Consider the following 16,749-nt stretch of genomic DNA (forward strand, 5'->3'; position numbering starts at 1 on the left):
GCCATACAACAGTTAAGTTGTAATCACTATTTCTTTAAGTTTCTAATCGGTTCTGTACCATGAGAAGTTAATGCTTCTTCTCTTCTTCTGTCTTTCTTAGTACCATATTCTTCATTCGTTAATTTTCCCGTATCTTTCGGTTGAAACGCTTTGCCCATTTGTCTAACCTCCTACTGTAATTAAGGTAAGAACAAATTTATTATTTCTCATTAAAACAGAATTATGCTGCAAATTAATAAAGCTTTTGGACAACATAATTAGGGATGTGACTACATTCTTGGAGGCTTCAATTATTTACTTGTGATAATGCTTGTTCAACTGCATTTTTTAAGTCTTCAGGTTCTAGTTCATATGTGTAGCCATGAAGTCTTTTTCCGTTGAAAAATAGTGTTGGTACTTTGCTGATATCTCGTTCAATTGCCTCTTTAGTAATGGCCAGGCTTATGTCAACATTTTCTAAGCGTTCTTCTGGTGATAAACCATAATCTTTTACAATTTGCTGTTTTAATTCTTTGTCAGAGAGCTCCATCCATGATGGGTGCTTCTCTAAAAGATCCGTTATAACATGTAAGGTTTGTTCTGGGTTGGAATGATCCAATGACCAGTGCACAAGGGATCCAAGAAGGAGTTCTTCTCGGGGTTTATCATACAACTTGATAATGATTTGTAACTTTCCGCTTTCAATATATTCTGGTAAAGCTTGTTTCCCTAAATGATATATGTTAGCAGTTCCTTTACAAGCTACATTTATGAATGCTTCTAATTTTACCGGTGCATCATTTTTGCCAATTTTTAAATGGTCATTTTTTATCGATGTTGCCATATATATTCCACCTTTTTGACTATTGATAAGTTTAATATATACGATGTTAGTCGGAATTGTAAATGATAGTGAACTACATTCTCTTTGGAGCGTTTTTTCAAGGATAACTAATATGGCTAGATAACTTAAATAGAGTACAGTGGATATTGGTTGAATTGTTCTAAACTATTATATCGCAACATTCGACACATTATCCCAAAAAACGTACACTTTTCTTGACAAATTTCTCATAAGCAACTATTTTAGGGAGAGTATAAAAATTTATCAAGATGACTTGAAAAGAGACTTACATTAAATTTGTACCTAAGTCAAAAGAGAAATTTTTTATCGATATCCTATTTTTGCTGAGAATGAATAGTAAGTTTTACACATGTCATACCTAGAGTTAAATTATATTTTCCGCTTTTTTTTAACTCCAAAACCAATTAATTTGGGTGGAATTATGTGAAAACTCTACAGGAAATGCATTTTATCTAGAACTACTCATTCTTTATATAAGTTGAAGGGAGATGAATGGCACCACGAGAACGACAACCTACTAAAGGGAAGAGGATTATAAAACATAGAAACCCTCAATGAAGATTCTGATAGCACTTTTATTGTAACAGTAGAAACATATACATAGTGGCCCGTTGGAAACCAGGTATTAAGCATAGAGGTAAGTTTATATGGAAACAAGAGTAAATTTTTTACTGTTGGCCAGATTTGTATATAAAATTTTGAATTTTAAAAAAATTATATAAAGAGCATTTTTTCTTTATTAAGAAAGATAATAAATGACATAAGGCGGTGGAAAAAATGAAAAAAATAGTTAGTTTAATAATGGTTTTATCTATAGCGTTAATACTCGGAGCTTGTGGGCAGACAGAGAATAAGAGTAGTTCAGAGGAAGAAGGGCAAGAGCCTACTGTATTAAAGTTAGGAACACTTATGACGAATACTTCACCTGAAGGGGAAGCACATCAGTATTTCGCTGATTTAGTAGAAGAAAAAAGTAACGGACAATTAAAAGTAGAAGTTTATCCTTCCGAACAACTTGGAGCTGCAGATACGCAAATAACTAATGTGAATATGGGTACACAAGATATGCTTGCGATTTCATCTACATTTTTCAAGGACTATGATCAGAGATTAGAATTATCTACTTCTCCATTTTTATTTGAAGATTACAATCAATTCCAAAATTTCTTTACAGGTGATATTGGTAAGGAAATAAATCAGAATTTAATTGATGGCGGTATTAGAAACTTGAATACTGAACGTAGCTTTGTTAGAGGTCCTTACAGAGTTCTTCTTTCAACCAAGCCTGTTAAGTCTTTGGAAGATGTGAAAGGTTTGAAACTCCGTGTTTTTGACTCTCCTATTTACACAGGGGGTTGGTCACATTTAGGCGCTAATCCAACAGTAATTGCATGGACTGAAACTTATTTGGCATTAAACCAGGGAATGGCGGATGCAGTCACTGCTCCTATTTCTCAGGTGAAGTCAATGAACTTTGCTGAAGTAGCACCATATATGACCATTATAGATGAATATCCTCAGGATGTAATTACGGTAATAAACGAAGAAACATTTCAATCTCTATCAGAAGAACACCAACAAATCCTGATTGATTCTGCAAATGAATCTGGGATAAAAGCAGAAGAACTTGTAATGGAAGCAGCTGAAAAAGATATTGAGATAATGAAGGAAGAAAATGATCTGCAAGTATTTGAAATAGATAATGAAACATGGACCGAAGCTATGTCTTCCTATTACGACAAATTGGTAGAAGAAGGTAAATATGAAGAGAGTCTGATAAATAGCATTAGGTCTGCTAAATAACTAAATATCTAGCTATTATTGAGATGAACGGGCCTTTAAGGGGCCCTAATATTTCTAACGTTCCTACCGGTTTTTGATAATTGGTTCATTAAAGAGAGGGATAAGATCGCGAAGGGGATGATGACTATACATACTATAAATAAAATAATTAAATTATCTTCCAATATTTGTTTCTTTATTTCAATTACGTGTCTAGTGTTATTGGTTCTATTAAATGCCATCGAAATATTCACAAGGTTAGTATTGGATTATTCTTTTATGGGAGTTCAGGAAATTAGCCTGCTTTTAGTATGCTGGGTTATTTTCATGGGATTTACAAGGGTAGTCATAAAAAAAGAAGATATTTCAGTTACCTTTCTAGTAAAAAAAATAAAGGCAAAGAAATTAGTGAAAGTCATAAACCATATTTTACTACTAGTCCCTTCTTGTTTTGTGATTTTTTTAGGTGTTGGATTAACCTTACAGGAAATGAATTTTACTACTTCCATTATGGGACTACCGAAGGGATTATATATACTGCCGCTTCCTCTAGCTTTTGTCGTTATTACAGTATTCTTATTTAATGAACTAATTAAAATGGCGGGAGGGGAGAAGGTATGATAATAGGCATAGTAATGTTTGGTGTGCTTTTGTTATTAATTTTCTCGGGTGTTTCCATTTCATTCTCGATGTTGATAGCAACAATAATAGCGCTATTCATGGGTGGATACAACCTGGAGGTACTTCCCCTTACCATAGTAGAAGGTGTCAAGAGTTATATCCTTTTAGCCATCCCATTCTTTATTACAGCTGGTAATTTAATGAACAGTGCAGGAATAACCAAAAGAATTTTCGACTTTTCCAATGCCGTTATAGGATTTATACGAGGTGGATTAGCTCATGTAAATATTTTTGCAAGCATGATTTTTGCAGGCATTTCTGGGTCCTCTATTGCTGATCAAGGAGGGTTAGGTGCGATAGAAATGAGAGCAATGGTTGAAAAGGGGTATGATAAATCCTTTAGTGCGGCACTTTCAGCTGTAAGCTCCATACTAGGAGCACTGATACCCCCAAGTGTAGCCTTGATTATCTATTCTTATTTAGCGGAAGTATCTCTGTCTGATATGTTTGTCGCAGGCATTGTGCCAGGTGTACTGACAGCATTGGTATTAATGATACATGTCTATATAACAGCGAAAAAAGGGTTAATTACTTCCCCTCCTGAAGAACCATTTGATATGAAAAAAATAATCGTTACATTTAAAAAGGGCTTTTTTGCATTGCTTGCACCACTGATTATTTTGTTAGGATTTATTGGAGGAATATTTACACCAACGGAGGCTGGGGTAATAGCAATTATATACTCTATTTTCTGTGCCTTTATATACAGGGAATTTAAATTATCTTTAGTTACGAAAGCTCTAAAATCAAGCATACTTTCCATTTCTTTAATCATGTTTCTAACGGGTGTTAGTACAGCAATGGGGTGGGTTGTATCAATAGAGCAGTTACCTTTATTGCTTTCTAACAGTTTATTACAGATTACTGATAATAAATATATTATTTTGTTATTGATAAATATAGTATTGTTAATATTGGGATCTTTAATGGAAAGTGTTCCTGTCAAGTTAATTTTATTGCCAGTCTTATTGCCGATTATAACCTCTGTAGGTATTGATCCTATACATTTTGGAATAGTAATAACATTTAACCTTTTAATAGGTATGATAACTCCTCCGATGGGTATCGGACTATATGTAATGAGCTCTGTCGGGAAAGTCCCGGTTGAAAGTATAATAAAGGAGACACTGCCTCTGTATGTGCCTTTAGTTATCATGCTGCTTATTCTAACCTTTGTGCCTCAAATTTCCTTATGGTTGCCAGAATTGTTAACGGGAAGATAAACATATCAATACTAGATTAATTTAGGAGAGTGTATAAGAATGAAGTGGATACATGGAGATAGAGCGATTGTAGGAGATGGAAAAAAAGTAGTATCACCTGCATGGGTTGGTGTAGAAAATGATAAAATATTAACGGTCACATCTGAGAAGCCAACTATCAATGAGAACGATGTGATAGAAGATTATGGTGATGTTACCATTACACCCGGTTTAATGAATGTTCATGATCACATTTGTCGTAAAGCTTTAAGAGAACCGGATCAGGATATACCAAGAAAATTTCGAACCAAGGCTCTAATGGAATCAGATCCAAGCTATATCATGTTACATTCTGTAAGAAACTCGAAATTAGCTTTAAATGAAGGAATTACTTGGATTAGGGATTATGGTCTAGGAGACTTAACTTCTATTCATTTAAAGCGCGGAATTGAAGAAGGTTTAATTGAGGGACCTGAGATTAGTACATGTGGATTCCCAATATGCCAAACTGGTGGGCATACCCATAAACAGGCTAGAGAAGCTGATGGCGTCGATGATGTTAGAAGAGCAGTCAGGGAACAGATCAAAAGTGGAGCAGATGTGATAAAATTTATGGCAAGTGGTGGTCTTAATACCTTTCCACGCCCTGAGACATTTAACGTAGAATTTTCAGAGGAAGAATTAAAAGCTGGTATTGATGCCGCTCATGACTTGGGAGCTCAGACTGCTGCCCACGCTTATCCTAAAGAAGCGATTATGAGAATATTACGTGCTGGGATAGATTCTGTAGAACATGGGGCACATTTGGATGAGGAATGTATCGAATTAATGGTCAAAAACGGAACGGTATTTGTTCCTACACATATTTCTACAATTAAAGGCCCATGGACTATCTATGAAACGGAATTAAAAGAACAATTGCTATTGCCTCAACAAAAAGCAATACGACTAGCAAAAGAAGCTAACATACCAATTGGTGCGGGAACAGATACTTCTGGATATTTAGCAGATGAGATTAGAGAATTAGGTAAAGTGCTTGAGGAAAGCCCTGTAGAAGCATTGGCACATGCAACAGGTACAGCTGCAAAAATTGCACGTCGTCCGGACTTAGGATTAATTGAAGAAGGAAAAATAGCCAATATCGCTATCTTTAAAGGAGACCTTACAAGATCATTAGATAACTTAGATAACGCCATCCAAGTATGGAAGAAGGGTAAGAAAATGCTACCAACTATTGAAGGGTAGTATGTTTATGGTGTACCTCACTTCCCGAGTTTGTCGAATATGACAGACTGGGGAATTTTATTTTTGTTCATTTATGGGCATATCATCATATTTTAATGGTGGATGGATAGTAAATGGTTGCTATTGCTGGAAGCATTCCCTTTTCCTTACTTGCAATCCACTTACTTTTATATTGTCTAAACCAAACAGTAGCTCCAGGTGCAACAGAAAGCCCTATGGCAGCTCATTTTATGGAAAGAGATCCGGACGCCGCAAAAAATGCAGTAGATCCAGTTCCTCAGAAACGTTTAGGTCAACCAGAAGAAGCGGCAAACATAGTCGCTTTCCTGTTAGGTGAAGAAGCAGCATATATAAATGGTGCCGTTGTACCAATTGATGGCGGTTATACTGCTATTTAATCGATAAAGCAATCAAATTTTTATAGAGGCAAAAAAACAAGGGGGTTTGTTAGAATCAGAAAACATTCCCCCCTTATTTTTAGCACCTGGCAATTCGAAAGTGATTGGTTAAATGGATCTGTCAAAAGCACATTAAAATTAAGGAATACGTTATTCCTTACCGTTTTTAAAGCAGCACTCCAAGAATTAACTCGATCCAGCATTTGCTTCATATTATCTGCATGTGAATCTTGTGGTTTAAATACGAAGATCTTCATGTCATGTACCCGGCCCCGCACCCATATGAAATGCAAAACTCACCAACCAAACTTAGACGGTGGCACTTTATAATACTTCTTAAATGCCTTCGAGAAGGTATAGGGATCAGGATACCCGAGCATATTTGCAATTTGCTGGATGCTAAATTGTTTACTGTATAATAGATCCCGGGCCCGGTTCATTTTTAATTGATAAATGTACCGACCTGGTGTCACTCCGAGGCCTTTTTTAAAATAAGTGATGAAATATTTCTCTGACATGCCCGCAACTTCAGCAAGTTCTCCGACGCGAAGTGTTTGGTGGAGATGCTCATGGATAAAATCAAAAATAGGCTGAAGCTTCTCTAAATCTATGTTTTGTATCCGGTTAGAGGGATTATTTATAAATTCCCCTCGGTAATGCCCCTGACCATAATGTTCCAAAATTTTGGCGATCAAGATCGTCAAGCAACCTTTCAATCGGAACCCTGACATCGGTGCAATCTGTTTGTATTGGTCATATGCCTCCAAAAATAAGCGTATTTCCTCTTCAACTAAAGTTCTCTCAATAATTCCTGACAACTGAAAATTATCAAGAATTCCAAAGTGATTTCCCAATCCAAAATCAAAGTGTGTGAAAATAAAATGGCATTCATTGCTTCGGGTTGTCGCAGTGTAGGCCAATTTAGGGCGAAAGAGAATCATATCCCCTTCGGAGGCCAAGTACACTTCTTCTTGGACTCGAATTTCTATCTGCCCTGCCTGAATGTACCATAAGTCGTAATCTTTATGTTGTTTGCTCTCCATCCAACTGTTAGGATGGACAATTTCACTGCAGGAATTTATTCGCAGCATGACAAGTTCTGAAAGTTCATTAAAGATACTTAAACTATCCACGGATAATCACCTCCATACTTTTAGACATATTATACTTAATCTGCTATAGCAGTAAATATCACTTGTTTTAGTTAATCTTACTTTTTGACATGAAATGCATACTCTCTAGCATTCCAATTTTGTATCCGTTTTCTATAATGAAAAAAACGAATATTTTGGAGGGGATTACGATTACTATTCAAAATCCTAAGGTAGTGGTGTTAGGAGCTGGAAGTTTATTTTTCGGTCGTCAGTGTATTTGGCAGATGGTGCATTCTAAGTATTTAAATAAAGGTACATTAGCTTTAGTAGATGTAAACGAAGAACGATTGAACAAGCTGGTTGATTTAGCCCGAATGGTTGTAAAAGCCAATCAAGTAGATTTGAAGATTGAGGGTTCAGTGGACCGAAAGCAGGTGCTTCAAGATGCAGACTTTGTTGTACTTAGTTTTGCTAAGGATACGGTAAAATACAGAGGGATCGATTGCGAGGTATCTGAGAAATATGGTATAAGAATGTGCTCTGGAGATACAATTGGACCGGGAGGGGTTTTTCGGGCGATGCGCGAGCTTCCTGTGATCATGGGATGTGCTAAGGATATAGAGGAAATTTGTCCCGAGGCATGGGTTATCAATTATATTAATCCATCAGCCGTTCATGGAATAGCTCTAAAACGATTTGCGCCTAAATTAAAGAGTTTTGCACTTTGTGATTCGCATCATATGCCACAAAAGAAAATCATCTATGCCGAACGGGCAGGGATTATTAACGATAAAAGAGAATACAACGATGAGATTGACCGTAAATTCGATTTACGCATTGCAGGAGTAAATCACTTTACCTGGTTGTTAAAAGCAGAGTATGAAGGAAAAGAAGTTCTTCCTTTGATTGCTAAATCGATGAAGAAATCCGCTGAGACGGAAACAGTAGGCGGCGACACTGGGGCTAAGGCTCTCTTTAATGACGCAATAAGCTACCAATTGTATGACATCTTTGGGTATGTTCCCACCTGTACTGCTCACACAAAAGAGTATGTCCCTTATTGGCAGGGGATCGGTAAGCTGGAAGATACGGTTCCCCCGTTATCGATCTGGGAAACAGAAGAGCGGTATAAACGGCATGACGAGATGTGGCAGCAGATAGATAATTTCCTAAACGGTAAAACACCAATTGAAGAGTATATGACCACTTTTGGTCCAGACCATGCAACAGATATTATTGAAAACATGGTGGGGGATTTAGGTAAAACTTTCTACGTAAACACCTTCAACCAGGGTGCTGTCACGAATATGAACAATGATTCCTTCCTGGAGCTGTTGTGCGAGGTCACGATGGATGGGGTGAAACCGTTACCTGTAGGTGAGATGCCACGAGGGATTCGCGGGATGCAGGAGTTAGTCCTGGATACACATGAATTGACAGTGGAAGCTGTCATTGAATCCGATCGCAAGAAACTTAGAAGGGCCATGTTAACAGACCCTCTTGTCAATTCAATTGCAGATGCGGATCAAATCATAAAGGAGCTAATAGAACGGGAGAAGGATGTTCTTCCTGAACATTGGTACACAAAGAATCGAATTTAATTGTCCCAATCGCCCCAATTAGAGGGGCGATTGGATATTATCATTATAAAAAAAGAGTACCCTTTCATTGTTACAATATAGCCAAAAAATATCCCTTTAGGATTGATGCTAACAGCAATTTCATGAATTTAGATATAATACTCTGTATGTGTAATTTTTAAGCTGTTTCTATACTATTCATTCTCTCTTTATAAGACACAGCAATCTTTTATATAGCATATAATGAGGCAATCCTTGCGGAAAAAGCCAAGAGAAACAAGCCGGCAAGATAAGCAGTGTTCACAATCATGATTTTGTTTAGCTTTTTTACACAGGAGAGCAATCTCAGTCAAATGAACAGCAACAAGAATGAAGAACTAAATGAATAAAGCTGTTAATCTTATAACTACAAAATAGAGAAAACATTTACAAATTAGTGGGAATTCCCTCTAACGAAACCGAAAAGCGAGACAATAAAGAGGCCGCAAGCTGGTTTTCAAAATGAGGGGAAACAGGCAAAAAACCTTTTTTATTTCGTATCTTTCATGCTCAATAGAACTCGTTTTACGAGGGGGATTGGATGGTGAAGAAAATGAATGAATCGCTTGAGAAATTTAACATTGTGTATCGAAATGTTGATCGTAATTTTAAGAAAAAGGATTTTCATGTACACTCACATAATTTTTATGAAATCTATATTTTTCATAAAGGTAATTGCAACTATTTAATTAATGATGACATGATTGATTTGCAGGAAAGTGACATCATTATTATGAATGGTTCGAGTCTGCACGGGCCTTCCCCTGAAGAGAATTGCCCATATGAACGAAGTGTAATTGAATTTTCTGCAGAGTGGATTCGTCCGATTATCAATAAGTTAAATGTACCAGAGCTTTTAACCCCATTTGATGAATTATCCAACTCGCTAATTAGAAAAGTAGATAAAGTACTATACCAAAGCTTACTGGAATTAGTGAAAAAAATGCAAATTAAGCAAATTCAACAAAAAGACAGTAATAAGTCAGAAGTTCAAAAGCGGTTGCTGGAAGCTGAAACAACGACATTATTAATAGAATTGTTATTTATTATATATGAGTTAAGTAAGGGGAAATTAAATAGTATTATGCTTCAAAACAATGAGAAGAGTTGCCATGTAAATCGCATTACTTCATGGATTGACCAGCATTTTCAACAAGAAATCTCATTAGACGATATAGCAAGTTCCCTTCATATTAGTAAATATTATATGTCGAGAATTTTCAAGGATATTACCAGCCTCACTATTATGCAATATTTAATGCGACGTCGACTGATACGTGCAAAATATCTATTAGAAATGCAATCACATAAAACTATTTTAGAGGTTGCGCTGGAAGCTGGTTTTGATAGTTCATCACATTTTAGTCGAAAGTTTCGAGAATGTTATGGAGTGTCACCATCCAATTATCGCAATAAAATGAGAGAAAGATCAATACCTGATGTTTATCAAGTTAAATGATCCATTTTATGAAAACGCTTTATTAATGAGCGGGGAGTATTTAGAAGCGATAGCTGGTTTTTTGCGGTAAGCTCATAAGCTGATTAATTAGAGAAAACCTGATAGAGAAAGGGAGGGAAAGATGTGAATAAAGCGAAACAGAAAGCACAAGCGGGTACAATGCAGTTACCTAATAAGAAAGTTGACACAATTAGGAAGGAAAAGAGAAAAGTAGAATTTTCATGGTATGTGTTTTTATTGCCTAGTTTAATAGGGATTTTACTGTTTATGGTATATCCCATAGTAGAATCATTTCGATTAAGTTTTTTCCAATCGAATGGTACGATTGAAAACTTTATAGGACTTAAGAATTTTCAACTTGTTTTGACCTCGAGTACATTCTGGAATACCGTTTGGAATACTTTCTTTATTGCATTTTTTCAGATTGCAATAACCATTCCATTAGGATTTATTTTTGCTTCGATGATCAATTCAGTTAGAAGAGGGCAAAACTTCTTCAAGGTTATTTATTTCTTACCGAATGTAACCTCTATCGTTGCAGCTGCTATGATATTCCAATTTGTATTACATCCCGAGATGGGAGTTGTAAATTACGCATTAGATTCCATTGGATTACCAACATTCAAATGGTTTTCAAGTCCTTCCACTTCTAAATGGGGTGTCATTCTTTTAGCAGTATGGCATTGGCTTGGGTTTGTAATCATTATTTGTTTAGCCAATTTGCAGGCTATTTCCTCAGAAATGTATGAAGCAGCAAGAATTGATGGGGCAAGCAAAATACAGCAATGGTTATTCATTACGATTCCAAATATGTCTGGTACTTTTGCTTTCTTGTTGATCACTGGATGGATCGGCGGTTTACAGAGGTTTAATGAGGTCTATGTATTAGGTGGACCGAATGGTAGTCCTGCACGGTCTATTCAAACGATGGGTGCATTTATTTACGAACGTGGTTTTACCGGGTTTGAGTTCGGTATTGCTTCAGCGGCCACTTATATTATGTTTATCATTATTTTACTATTTACTTTTATTAATTTAAAAGTATCCAAAATGAACTTGTAATTGAAAAAGGAGGTTGAAAAATGAATCAAAAATCGATGGATAAAATTACTGGCACTTTTAAATTCCTTATCCTTCTTTTTTTCGGGATATTACTCATGATGCCATTTATTTGGATGGTAAGTGTAGGCTTTGATCGTACAGCGAATATTACCATGCCATTTCCACCAAAATTAATCCCGGAAGAAATCTCACCATTTAATTATGGGATAGTTTTTGAGAATGGTCGGTTAATTCAATCTTACATTAATTCAGGGATTGTAACTACAAGCTCTGTAGCATTGCAAGTAGGTGCCTCTTTATTAGCGGGTTACGCATTCTCAAAAGGAACATTTAAATTCAAAAGATTACTATTTATCTTAGTATTGTGTACGTTAATGATTCCTATGGAGCCGCGATTAATCCCATTATATACATTGTTTAACTCCTTCGGTTTACTAAACACTTTTTGGCCATTAATTCTGCCGAGTGTTATTAATGGAATGCTAATATTTTTGTGCAAACAGTTTTTTGATCAATTACCAACTACATTAAGAGAGGCAGCACAAATAGATGGTGCTGGCGAGTTTCGAATTTTCTTTACAGTTTATTTACCACTTGCCGGACCTATTGCTGCAACCATGGTTATTCTCTCTTTTATATGGAGTTGGAATGATTTTATGTGGCCGTTGGTTGTACTTAATAATCAACAACTACACACCGTACCATTATATCTGGCGAGTTTCTCATTAGAGAATGGTACTAGTTTAGGTGGCTTAACCATGGCATTAGCCACTGTCAGTATATTACCAATTGTGTTATTGTATCTTTTCTTACAAAGGTACATTATTCAAAGTATTGCTTTAAGTGGGGTAAAGGGGGAGTAATTTGTCTGGTTATCTGGTAATAAAAGTTAGGTTAAATCAATTAGGAGGGTATAAGAATGAAAAAATTTAAATTGTCTCTATTGGTAGCGTTATCATTATGGTTCTTGATTGCTATGGCAGCTTGTAGTTCCAATGAAACGGATACAGGTAATGATTCCAGTTCAAATGAAGGTGGAGAGTGGGATGGTCAATCAATCAATGTTCAGCTGATTGGGGATTTTAATATGGAAGACACAACAGATCCAATCACAGGGGAAACCACAAAAGGTTTACAGGATATAAAAGACCAGTTTGAATCAGAACACCCAGGTGCTACTGTAGAATTTACGATTATGCCATGGGAAGGATACACGGAAAAAACCCAAGCAATGTTAACTTCAGGTGAAGCAGATGTGTATCAAATGCCAGGTATTGCAGATTTTGCCGCACAAGGAGTGCTTGAACCGATACAACCTTGGATCGATAAAGATGACGAGTTCTCAACAGACATTTTTATCGATAATCAGGTAGAAGGTTGGATGGCGTTAGGTCCTGACAGTAATGAATTAGAAGTCTATGGTTTACCATTCCTAGGTGATGCCCGCTTTATTATGTATGACAAACAGCTATTTGATGAGTGGGGTGTTGAATATTTATCAGATTATCCTACGATGGAAGAAGTTGCCGAAAAAGCAAAACAAATGACTGGTACGAATCCAGAAACTGGTGAGCAGAATTATGGTATATGGTTTCGGGGCGATTGGTCCTCAGCCTTTACACTAATTAACATTGCTGAAGGCCAAGGAGGACAGTGGGGAACAGGCTTTGCATGGGATGAAATTGAGTTTGAATTCGACAGTCCTGAAATGATCTCAGGGATTGATTGGTTACTAGAGATGCAAAATTTCGCTCCAGAAGGTCTGGTAACAAATCAAGGGAATGAAAAATGGTTAACAAAAGATAATAATATTGCCATTATGCTTAACCAAGGTCCTGGTGATACGATCATGCCAGCATATGCACAAGGATTGGATGACAGAATTGGGATTGTTCAAGAATTTAAAAATGATGAGGGTATAGGTGGTTTGTTTGCGGGATCTCCAATAACTATGGCTAAGGATAGTGAAAACAAAGAGTTAGCATGGGAATGGATGAAATTTGCAACAAGTGATACGGTTCAACAATATGTATTTGAAGAGGCTAACGCAATGCCGTCAGTAAGCTCAGTAGAAACATGGGATAGTTACGCTGAAGTTAAAGATCTAATGGAGCCAACGGTTGAGGCCATGAGTACTCCATGGACACCTCGGTATCCGTGGGCATCTTCACAGCCCCGTTTTATCCTTACCTCAGAAATTGAGGCAGCTTTAACTGGTGAAAGATCAGGAAAAGAAGCATTAGAAAAAGCTCAAAAGGAAAGTGTGGAATGGTTAGAAAATCGTTAATTAATGTTAGATTTAAACAAAAAGGGAGGCACACACCTTCCTTTTTTCTCTTCCATAAGGTTCGTTTTTAAATCTGTTTCTAAGGGCTGATAAATATGCATCAAGATGGTTATATCTATCGAACGATGGTATGGATAACACGTTTAGCGTACTTAAATATGTTATGGATTATCTTTAGTATCGTTGGATTTATAATTTTTGGCTTGTTTCCTGCGACAACTGCTATGTATGCTGTAGAGAGAAAGTGGATAAGGGGAAATACTTCTTTCGCCATACTGCCTTACTTTTGGTCTGTATACAAAAAGAACTTTAAAGATTCCAATTTCATTGGGTTACCATTCCTTTTAATTTGTAGTTTAATCTGGATAAACCTTCAAATTACCGAATATATGAGTCCGTTTATTGGTAATGTTTTGCTGTTCTTTTTATTCTCATTATGCTTTTTGCTAATTATTGTATTTTTATATGTGTTTCCAACCTTTACCCATTATGATGTTCGTTTGATCGAGACGATTATATTCTCATTTATTATTGCGTTATCTGCCCCTTTACAAACTATTTTAATTATCGTTAATGTCCTTGGTTTTTTCTTAATTACGCTGGTTTTTCCAGGTGTATTCTTTTTGTTTGCGGGGAGTGCGACAAGTTTGATTACGATGTGGTTTGCTTATAGAGCGATGACACGGATTGAAACTCAGAGAGAATTTGTGGTACGTCAATAAGCAGAAAATTGTTCCGTATAGAGGAATTATGGCTAAGACTTTTATATTAGAGAAGTTGTGGTTAGAGAAGTTTGTATCTTCGATCCATTTAAACAGAAATAAAGAGGGATAGATAACAGGGGACAGGATCACTGTCCCTCTTTATTCAAAAAAACCTGATGTTTATCTCAAATGGCAGAAAGTTTATAACGTTCTCGTTTGAAAATCTCTTCCTCCTATTACGTTAACTTTGGCTCAGTATAGATATCATTCTTCATTTTCACCATATAACGCTTCCATAGCTTCTCCTATTTCCAATAAAAAAGCTTCTTCTTCCGGTGTTAGAAAGGTAGGGAACTTAAAATCCGCCACATCTGGCTCCATTAATTCTTGCGCTTTTTCTAGCTGTTCCGCTAGTTCTTCAACATCATCGACATGTTTTGTTGCCAATTCCGTCACTGCTAAGAGAACATCAAAAGCTTCCGGTGATTGTGGAGAAACGCCTCTTTTCATTAAATCTTTCACCCTGGCTAACCAGTCTAACATTTCGACATCCATTTGTTTTCGCTGTTCTTTTGGAAGAGAAAAGAATTGATTTGCAATTTCATCTGAAAAATATTCTTTGACCCACTCTATTTGCTCTTCTTCATGCTCTATCTGAAATAACAGAGAACTTATAACAGTCCACGTAATAGGCCTCCCTTCCTTAATAATGAATTGAACTCTTTCTATTGCTTCAATCGCTCGATTTAATTCGTTTCGTTTTTCTGTCAAAAGTTTATGCTGCAAAGGTAATGACTTTTCCAGCTGAGTAAGGGCATTCGTATCATTCTCCATTAAATTTTTTATTTCCTGCAGAGAATAGCCGATGAATTTTAATGACTGAATTTGCTGCAGTTTTACCAGTTCGGCTAGTCCATATAACCTGTGGCCAGAACTATTTTTCTGTTCTGGTACCAATAGACCCAATTCCTCATAAAACCGTAATGTCCTTACCGTTATCTTTGCCCGTTTTCCAAACTCGCTAATTGTGAATACAGGTTCTTGATTTCCCATACAATCCTTCCCCTCGTCATTTTTATAAACTTAGATTAGCATATAACGTAACGGAGGGCGCAAGGCGAAATATATTTTTTTTATGTACATTTTAATTAGGATGCAATTCACTTTGGATTCAAGATGATTCGTGCTATCATTCTATAGCAAAGCATAGCAGCTTTGTTAGCGGACAAACGAGCCACGAATGAACGATGTCTCAATGTCCTTATCATTATAATGAAATAAGGGAAATCAAAATGAAAAATTATTATATAGATGTGATTCAATTTAGAGGAGATTACGCCTCCTTTGGTTTTGAACAAGGTAACTGGCTGAAACAATCCCCATTGCATCCGATTTACACGAACCCGGCAATGGCCAAAAAATTGCGATTCTCTATTAATCACGGGGAAGCGATGGAATGGATTCAAGCACTATTCCCTTCATTTTTGGAAGAGCTTAAAGGGTTGGCGGAGGGCTTGGAACTCTCGCTGGATCAGGCTATATTGCATTTCAGCGGTTATCAGCAGGAATGGAAACGTTCTGGCTGTACCATTTTAACTGGTGATCATTTCCTTGTGCGGAATTATGATTACCATCCGAAAACGTATGAAGGCAGGTTTGTTTTGTATCAACCGGATAATGGCTATGCAACCATCGGCCCCTCGCAACGAATTGTTGGCAGAGCGGACGGAATGAATGAAAAAGGATTCATGACAGGTTACAATTTTGTTAATCGCCGAAATGACGGGGATGGTTTTATTCCAACGATTATCACAAGAATGCTTCTAGAAAAATGTCAGTCCAATGAAGAAGCGATCGCGTTATTGAAAGAGGTGCCGCACCGTGTGGCCTTTAATTATGTCTTGGCAGATCGATTTGGAAATAGACATGTAGTTGAAGCAACTTCCCAAGCAGTTCGTGTAAAAGAAGATACAGTAAGCACCAATCATTTTGATCTGCTGACAGAAGCAAATCGCCATCATTTGGCAGATTCGAAACGAAGGATGGCTATTTTAAGAGATCAATCGAAGGCGATATCTAAAAGTGAAGGATACCAATTATTGAATAATAAAGAAAACGAGTTGTTTGCAGAGAAATATTTGCAATCAGCAGGAACCCTGCATACCACTGTATATGATACAGATTCACTGGATGTGGGTGTTGGCTTGGGACCGAATCGTGTCCCAACAATTTTCTCGTTTGGAAATTGGCTGCAAGGTAAAAACAACTGGGTTAAAAAAGTTAAAGGTCGGATAAATACAGATGAACGGATGCCTTATATGGACGGGTTAGAGGAAGGTATATAGGCGGAGATTGTTTAAGGATCGCTTTCG

General features: G+C 36.7%; 16 protein-coding genes. 12 read left to right on the forward strand and 4 right to left on the reverse strand.

The window, feature by feature from the left end; all coding sequences use genetic code 11:
• Positions 1-26: 26 nt before the first annotated feature.
• Together ACFOY7_RS07845 and ACFOY7_RS07850 are read right to left on the reverse strand one after the other, a co-directional pair.
• Positions 27-158 carry a hypothetical protein gene (locus ACFOY7_RS07845; RefSeq protein WP_390251091.1) on the reverse strand — a complete coding sequence of 44 codons (132 nt, stop codon included), beginning with the start codon at positions 156-158 and terminating at the stop codon, positions 27-29.
• A 128-nt stretch (positions 159-286) separates the two neighbouring features.
• Positions 287-823 carry a thioredoxin domain-containing protein gene (locus tag ACFOY7_RS07850; protein ID WP_390251093.1) on the reverse strand — a complete coding sequence of 179 codons (537 nt, stop codon included), beginning with the start codon at positions 821-823 and terminating at the stop codon, positions 287-289.
• Positions 824-1,621: 798 nt separating this feature from the next.
• Between ACFOY7_RS07850 and ACFOY7_RS07855 the strand changes: the two genes are divergently transcribed.
• The 5 genes from ACFOY7_RS07855 to ACFOY7_RS07875 all read left to right on the forward strand — a co-directional run bounded on the left by ACFOY7_RS07855 (position 1,622) and on the right by ACFOY7_RS07875 (position 6,152).
• Positions 1,622-2,647 carry a TRAP transporter substrate-binding protein gene (locus ACFOY7_RS07855; protein ID WP_390251095.1) on the forward strand — a complete coding sequence of 342 codons (1,026 nt, stop codon included), beginning with the start codon at positions 1,622-1,624 and terminating at the stop codon, positions 2,645-2,647.
• Between the two features lie 120 nt (positions 2,648-2,767).
• On the forward strand, positions 2,768-3,247 hold the full coding sequence (locus ACFOY7_RS07860; protein WP_390251097.1) for a TRAP transporter small permease: 480 nt from the start codon (positions 2,768-2,770) through the stop codon (positions 3,245-3,247).
• Entirely contained in the window at positions 3,244-4,530 is a 1,287-nt protein-coding gene (locus tag ACFOY7_RS07865) for a TRAP transporter large permease (RefSeq protein WP_390251099.1), read from the forward strand. Before ACFOY7_RS07860 ends, ACFOY7_RS07865 begins: the two co-directional genes overlap by 4 nt.
• A gap of 39 nt (positions 4,531-4,569) precedes the next feature.
• Positions 4,570-5,754 (forward strand): metal-dependent hydrolase family protein, encoded by a 1,185-nt coding sequence (locus ACFOY7_RS07870; RefSeq protein WP_390251101.1) that lies wholly within the window; start codon positions 4,570-4,572, stop codon positions 5,752-5,754.
• 113 nt (positions 5,755-5,867) lie between these two features.
• Complete coding sequence (locus ACFOY7_RS07875; RefSeq protein WP_390251103.1) at positions 5,868-6,152, forward strand: SDR family oxidoreductase; 285 nt, start codon at positions 5,868-5,870, stop codon at positions 6,150-6,152.
• Between the two features lie 296 nt (positions 6,153-6,448).
• On the opposite strand, the gene ACFOY7_RS07880 is transcribed toward ACFOY7_RS07875, so the two are convergent.
• Positions 6,449-7,285, reverse strand: coding sequence for an AraC family transcriptional regulator (locus ACFOY7_RS07880; protein ID WP_390251106.1), 837 nt, complete (start codon positions 7,283-7,285; stop codon positions 6,449-6,451).
• A 137-nt stretch (positions 7,286-7,422) separates the two neighbouring features.
• Between ACFOY7_RS07880 and ACFOY7_RS07885 the strand changes: the two genes are divergently transcribed.
• The 6 genes from ACFOY7_RS07885 (at position 7,423) to ACFOY7_RS07910 (ending at position 14,395) form a co-directional block, all read left to right on the forward strand.
• Positions 7,423-8,847: a family 4 glycosyl hydrolase gene (locus tag ACFOY7_RS07885; RefSeq protein ID WP_390251108.1), complete on the forward strand. Its 1,425-nt coding sequence runs from the start codon at positions 7,423-7,425 to the stop codon at positions 8,845-8,847.
• A 571-nt stretch (positions 8,848-9,418) separates the two neighbouring features.
• Complete coding sequence (locus ACFOY7_RS07890; protein WP_390252061.1) at positions 9,419-10,324, forward strand: AraC family transcriptional regulator; 906 nt, start codon at positions 9,419-9,421, stop codon at positions 10,322-10,324.
• A 123-nt stretch (positions 10,325-10,447) separates the two neighbouring features.
• Positions 10,448-11,386, forward strand: a complete 939-nt coding sequence (locus ACFOY7_RS07895) for a carbohydrate ABC transporter permease (RefSeq protein ID WP_390251110.1) — start codon at positions 10,448-10,450, stop codon at positions 11,384-11,386.
• A gap of 20 nt (positions 11,387-11,406) precedes the next feature.
• Positions 11,407-12,249: a carbohydrate ABC transporter permease gene (locus ACFOY7_RS07900; protein ID WP_390251113.1), complete on the forward strand. Its 843-nt coding sequence runs from the start codon at positions 11,407-11,409 to the stop codon at positions 12,247-12,249.
• Between the two features lie 56 nt (positions 12,250-12,305).
• Positions 12,306-13,673 (forward strand): extracellular solute-binding protein, encoded by a 1,368-nt coding sequence (locus tag ACFOY7_RS07905; RefSeq protein ID WP_390251116.1) that lies wholly within the window; start codon positions 12,306-12,308, stop codon positions 13,671-13,673.
• 95 nt (positions 13,674-13,768) lie between these two features.
• Positions 13,769-14,395 carry a YesL family protein gene (locus ACFOY7_RS07910; RefSeq protein ID WP_390251118.1) on the forward strand — a complete coding sequence of 209 codons (627 nt, stop codon included), beginning with the start codon at positions 13,769-13,771 and terminating at the stop codon, positions 14,393-14,395.
• A gap of 246 nt (positions 14,396-14,641) precedes the next feature.
• Here ACFOY7_RS07910 and ACFOY7_RS07915 read toward each other — a convergent pair whose 3' ends face one another.
• Positions 14,642-15,430: a MerR family transcriptional regulator gene (locus tag ACFOY7_RS07915; RefSeq protein ID WP_390251120.1), complete on the reverse strand. Its 789-nt coding sequence runs from the start codon at positions 15,428-15,430 to the stop codon at positions 14,642-14,644.
• Positions 15,431-15,669: 239 nt separating this feature from the next.
• Between ACFOY7_RS07915 and ACFOY7_RS07920 the strand changes: the two genes are divergently transcribed.
• Positions 15,670-16,722 carry a C45 family autoproteolytic acyltransferase/hydolase gene (locus tag ACFOY7_RS07920; RefSeq protein WP_390251122.1) on the forward strand — a complete coding sequence of 351 codons (1,053 nt, stop codon included), beginning with the start codon at positions 15,670-15,672 and terminating at the stop codon, positions 16,720-16,722.
• Positions 16,723-16,749 lie beyond the last annotated feature (27 nt).

The organism is Gracilibacillus xinjiangensis (assembly GCF_042651765.1).
Classification (GTDB): Bacteria; Bacillota; Bacilli; order Bacillales; family Amphibacillaceae; genus Gracilibacillus; species Gracilibacillus xinjiangensis.

What these genes read in the sequence shown, in the direction of transcription:
- ACFOY7_RS07845 (WP_390251091.1), bottom strand. Translation starts at nt 158, where the DNA reads ATGGGCAAAGCGTTTCAACCGAAAGATACGGGAAAATTAACGAATGAA.
- ACFOY7_RS07850 (WP_390251093.1), bottom strand. Translation starts at nt 823, where the DNA reads ATGGCAACATCGATAAAAAATGACCATTTAAAAATTGGCAAAAATGAT.
- ACFOY7_RS07855 (WP_390251095.1), top strand. Translation starts at nt 1,622, where the DNA reads ATGAAAAAAATAGTTAGTTTAATAATGGTTTTATCTATAGCGTTAATA.
- ACFOY7_RS07860 (WP_390251097.1), top strand. Translation starts at nt 2,768, where the DNA reads ATGACTATACATACTATAAATAAAATAATTAAATTATCTTCCAATATT.
- ACFOY7_RS07865 (WP_390251099.1), top strand. Translation starts at nt 3,244, where the DNA reads ATGATAATAGGCATAGTAATGTTTGGTGTGCTTTTGTTATTAATTTTC.
- ACFOY7_RS07870 (WP_390251101.1), top strand. Translation starts at nt 4,570, where the DNA reads ATGAAGTGGATACATGGAGATAGAGCGATTGTAGGAGATGGAAAAAAA.
- ACFOY7_RS07875 (WP_390251103.1), top strand. Translation starts at nt 5,868, where the DNA reads ATGGTTGCTATTGCTGGAAGCATTCCCTTTTCCTTACTTGCAATCCAC.
- ACFOY7_RS07885 (WP_390251108.1), top strand. Translation starts at nt 7,423, where the DNA reads ATGAAAAAAACGAATATTTTGGAGGGGATTACGATTACTATTCAAAAT.
- ACFOY7_RS07890 (WP_390252061.1), top strand. Translation starts at nt 9,419, where the DNA reads ATGAATGAATCGCTTGAGAAATTTAACATTGTGTATCGAAATGTTGAT.
- ACFOY7_RS07900 (WP_390251113.1), top strand. Translation starts at nt 11,407, where the DNA reads ATGAATCAAAAATCGATGGATAAAATTACTGGCACTTTTAAATTCCTT.
- ACFOY7_RS07905 (WP_390251116.1), top strand. Translation starts at nt 12,306, where the DNA reads ATGAAAAAATTTAAATTGTCTCTATTGGTAGCGTTATCATTATGGTTC.
- ACFOY7_RS07910 (WP_390251118.1), top strand. Translation starts at nt 13,769, where the DNA reads ATGCATCAAGATGGTTATATCTATCGAACGATGGTATGGATAACACGT.
- ACFOY7_RS07915 (WP_390251120.1), bottom strand. Translation starts at nt 15,430, where the DNA reads ATGGGAAATCAAGAACCTGTATTCACAATTAGCGAGTTTGGAAAACGG.
- ACFOY7_RS07920 (WP_390251122.1), top strand. Translation starts at nt 15,670, where the DNA reads ATGAAAAATTATTATATAGATGTGATTCAATTTAGAGGAGATTACGCC.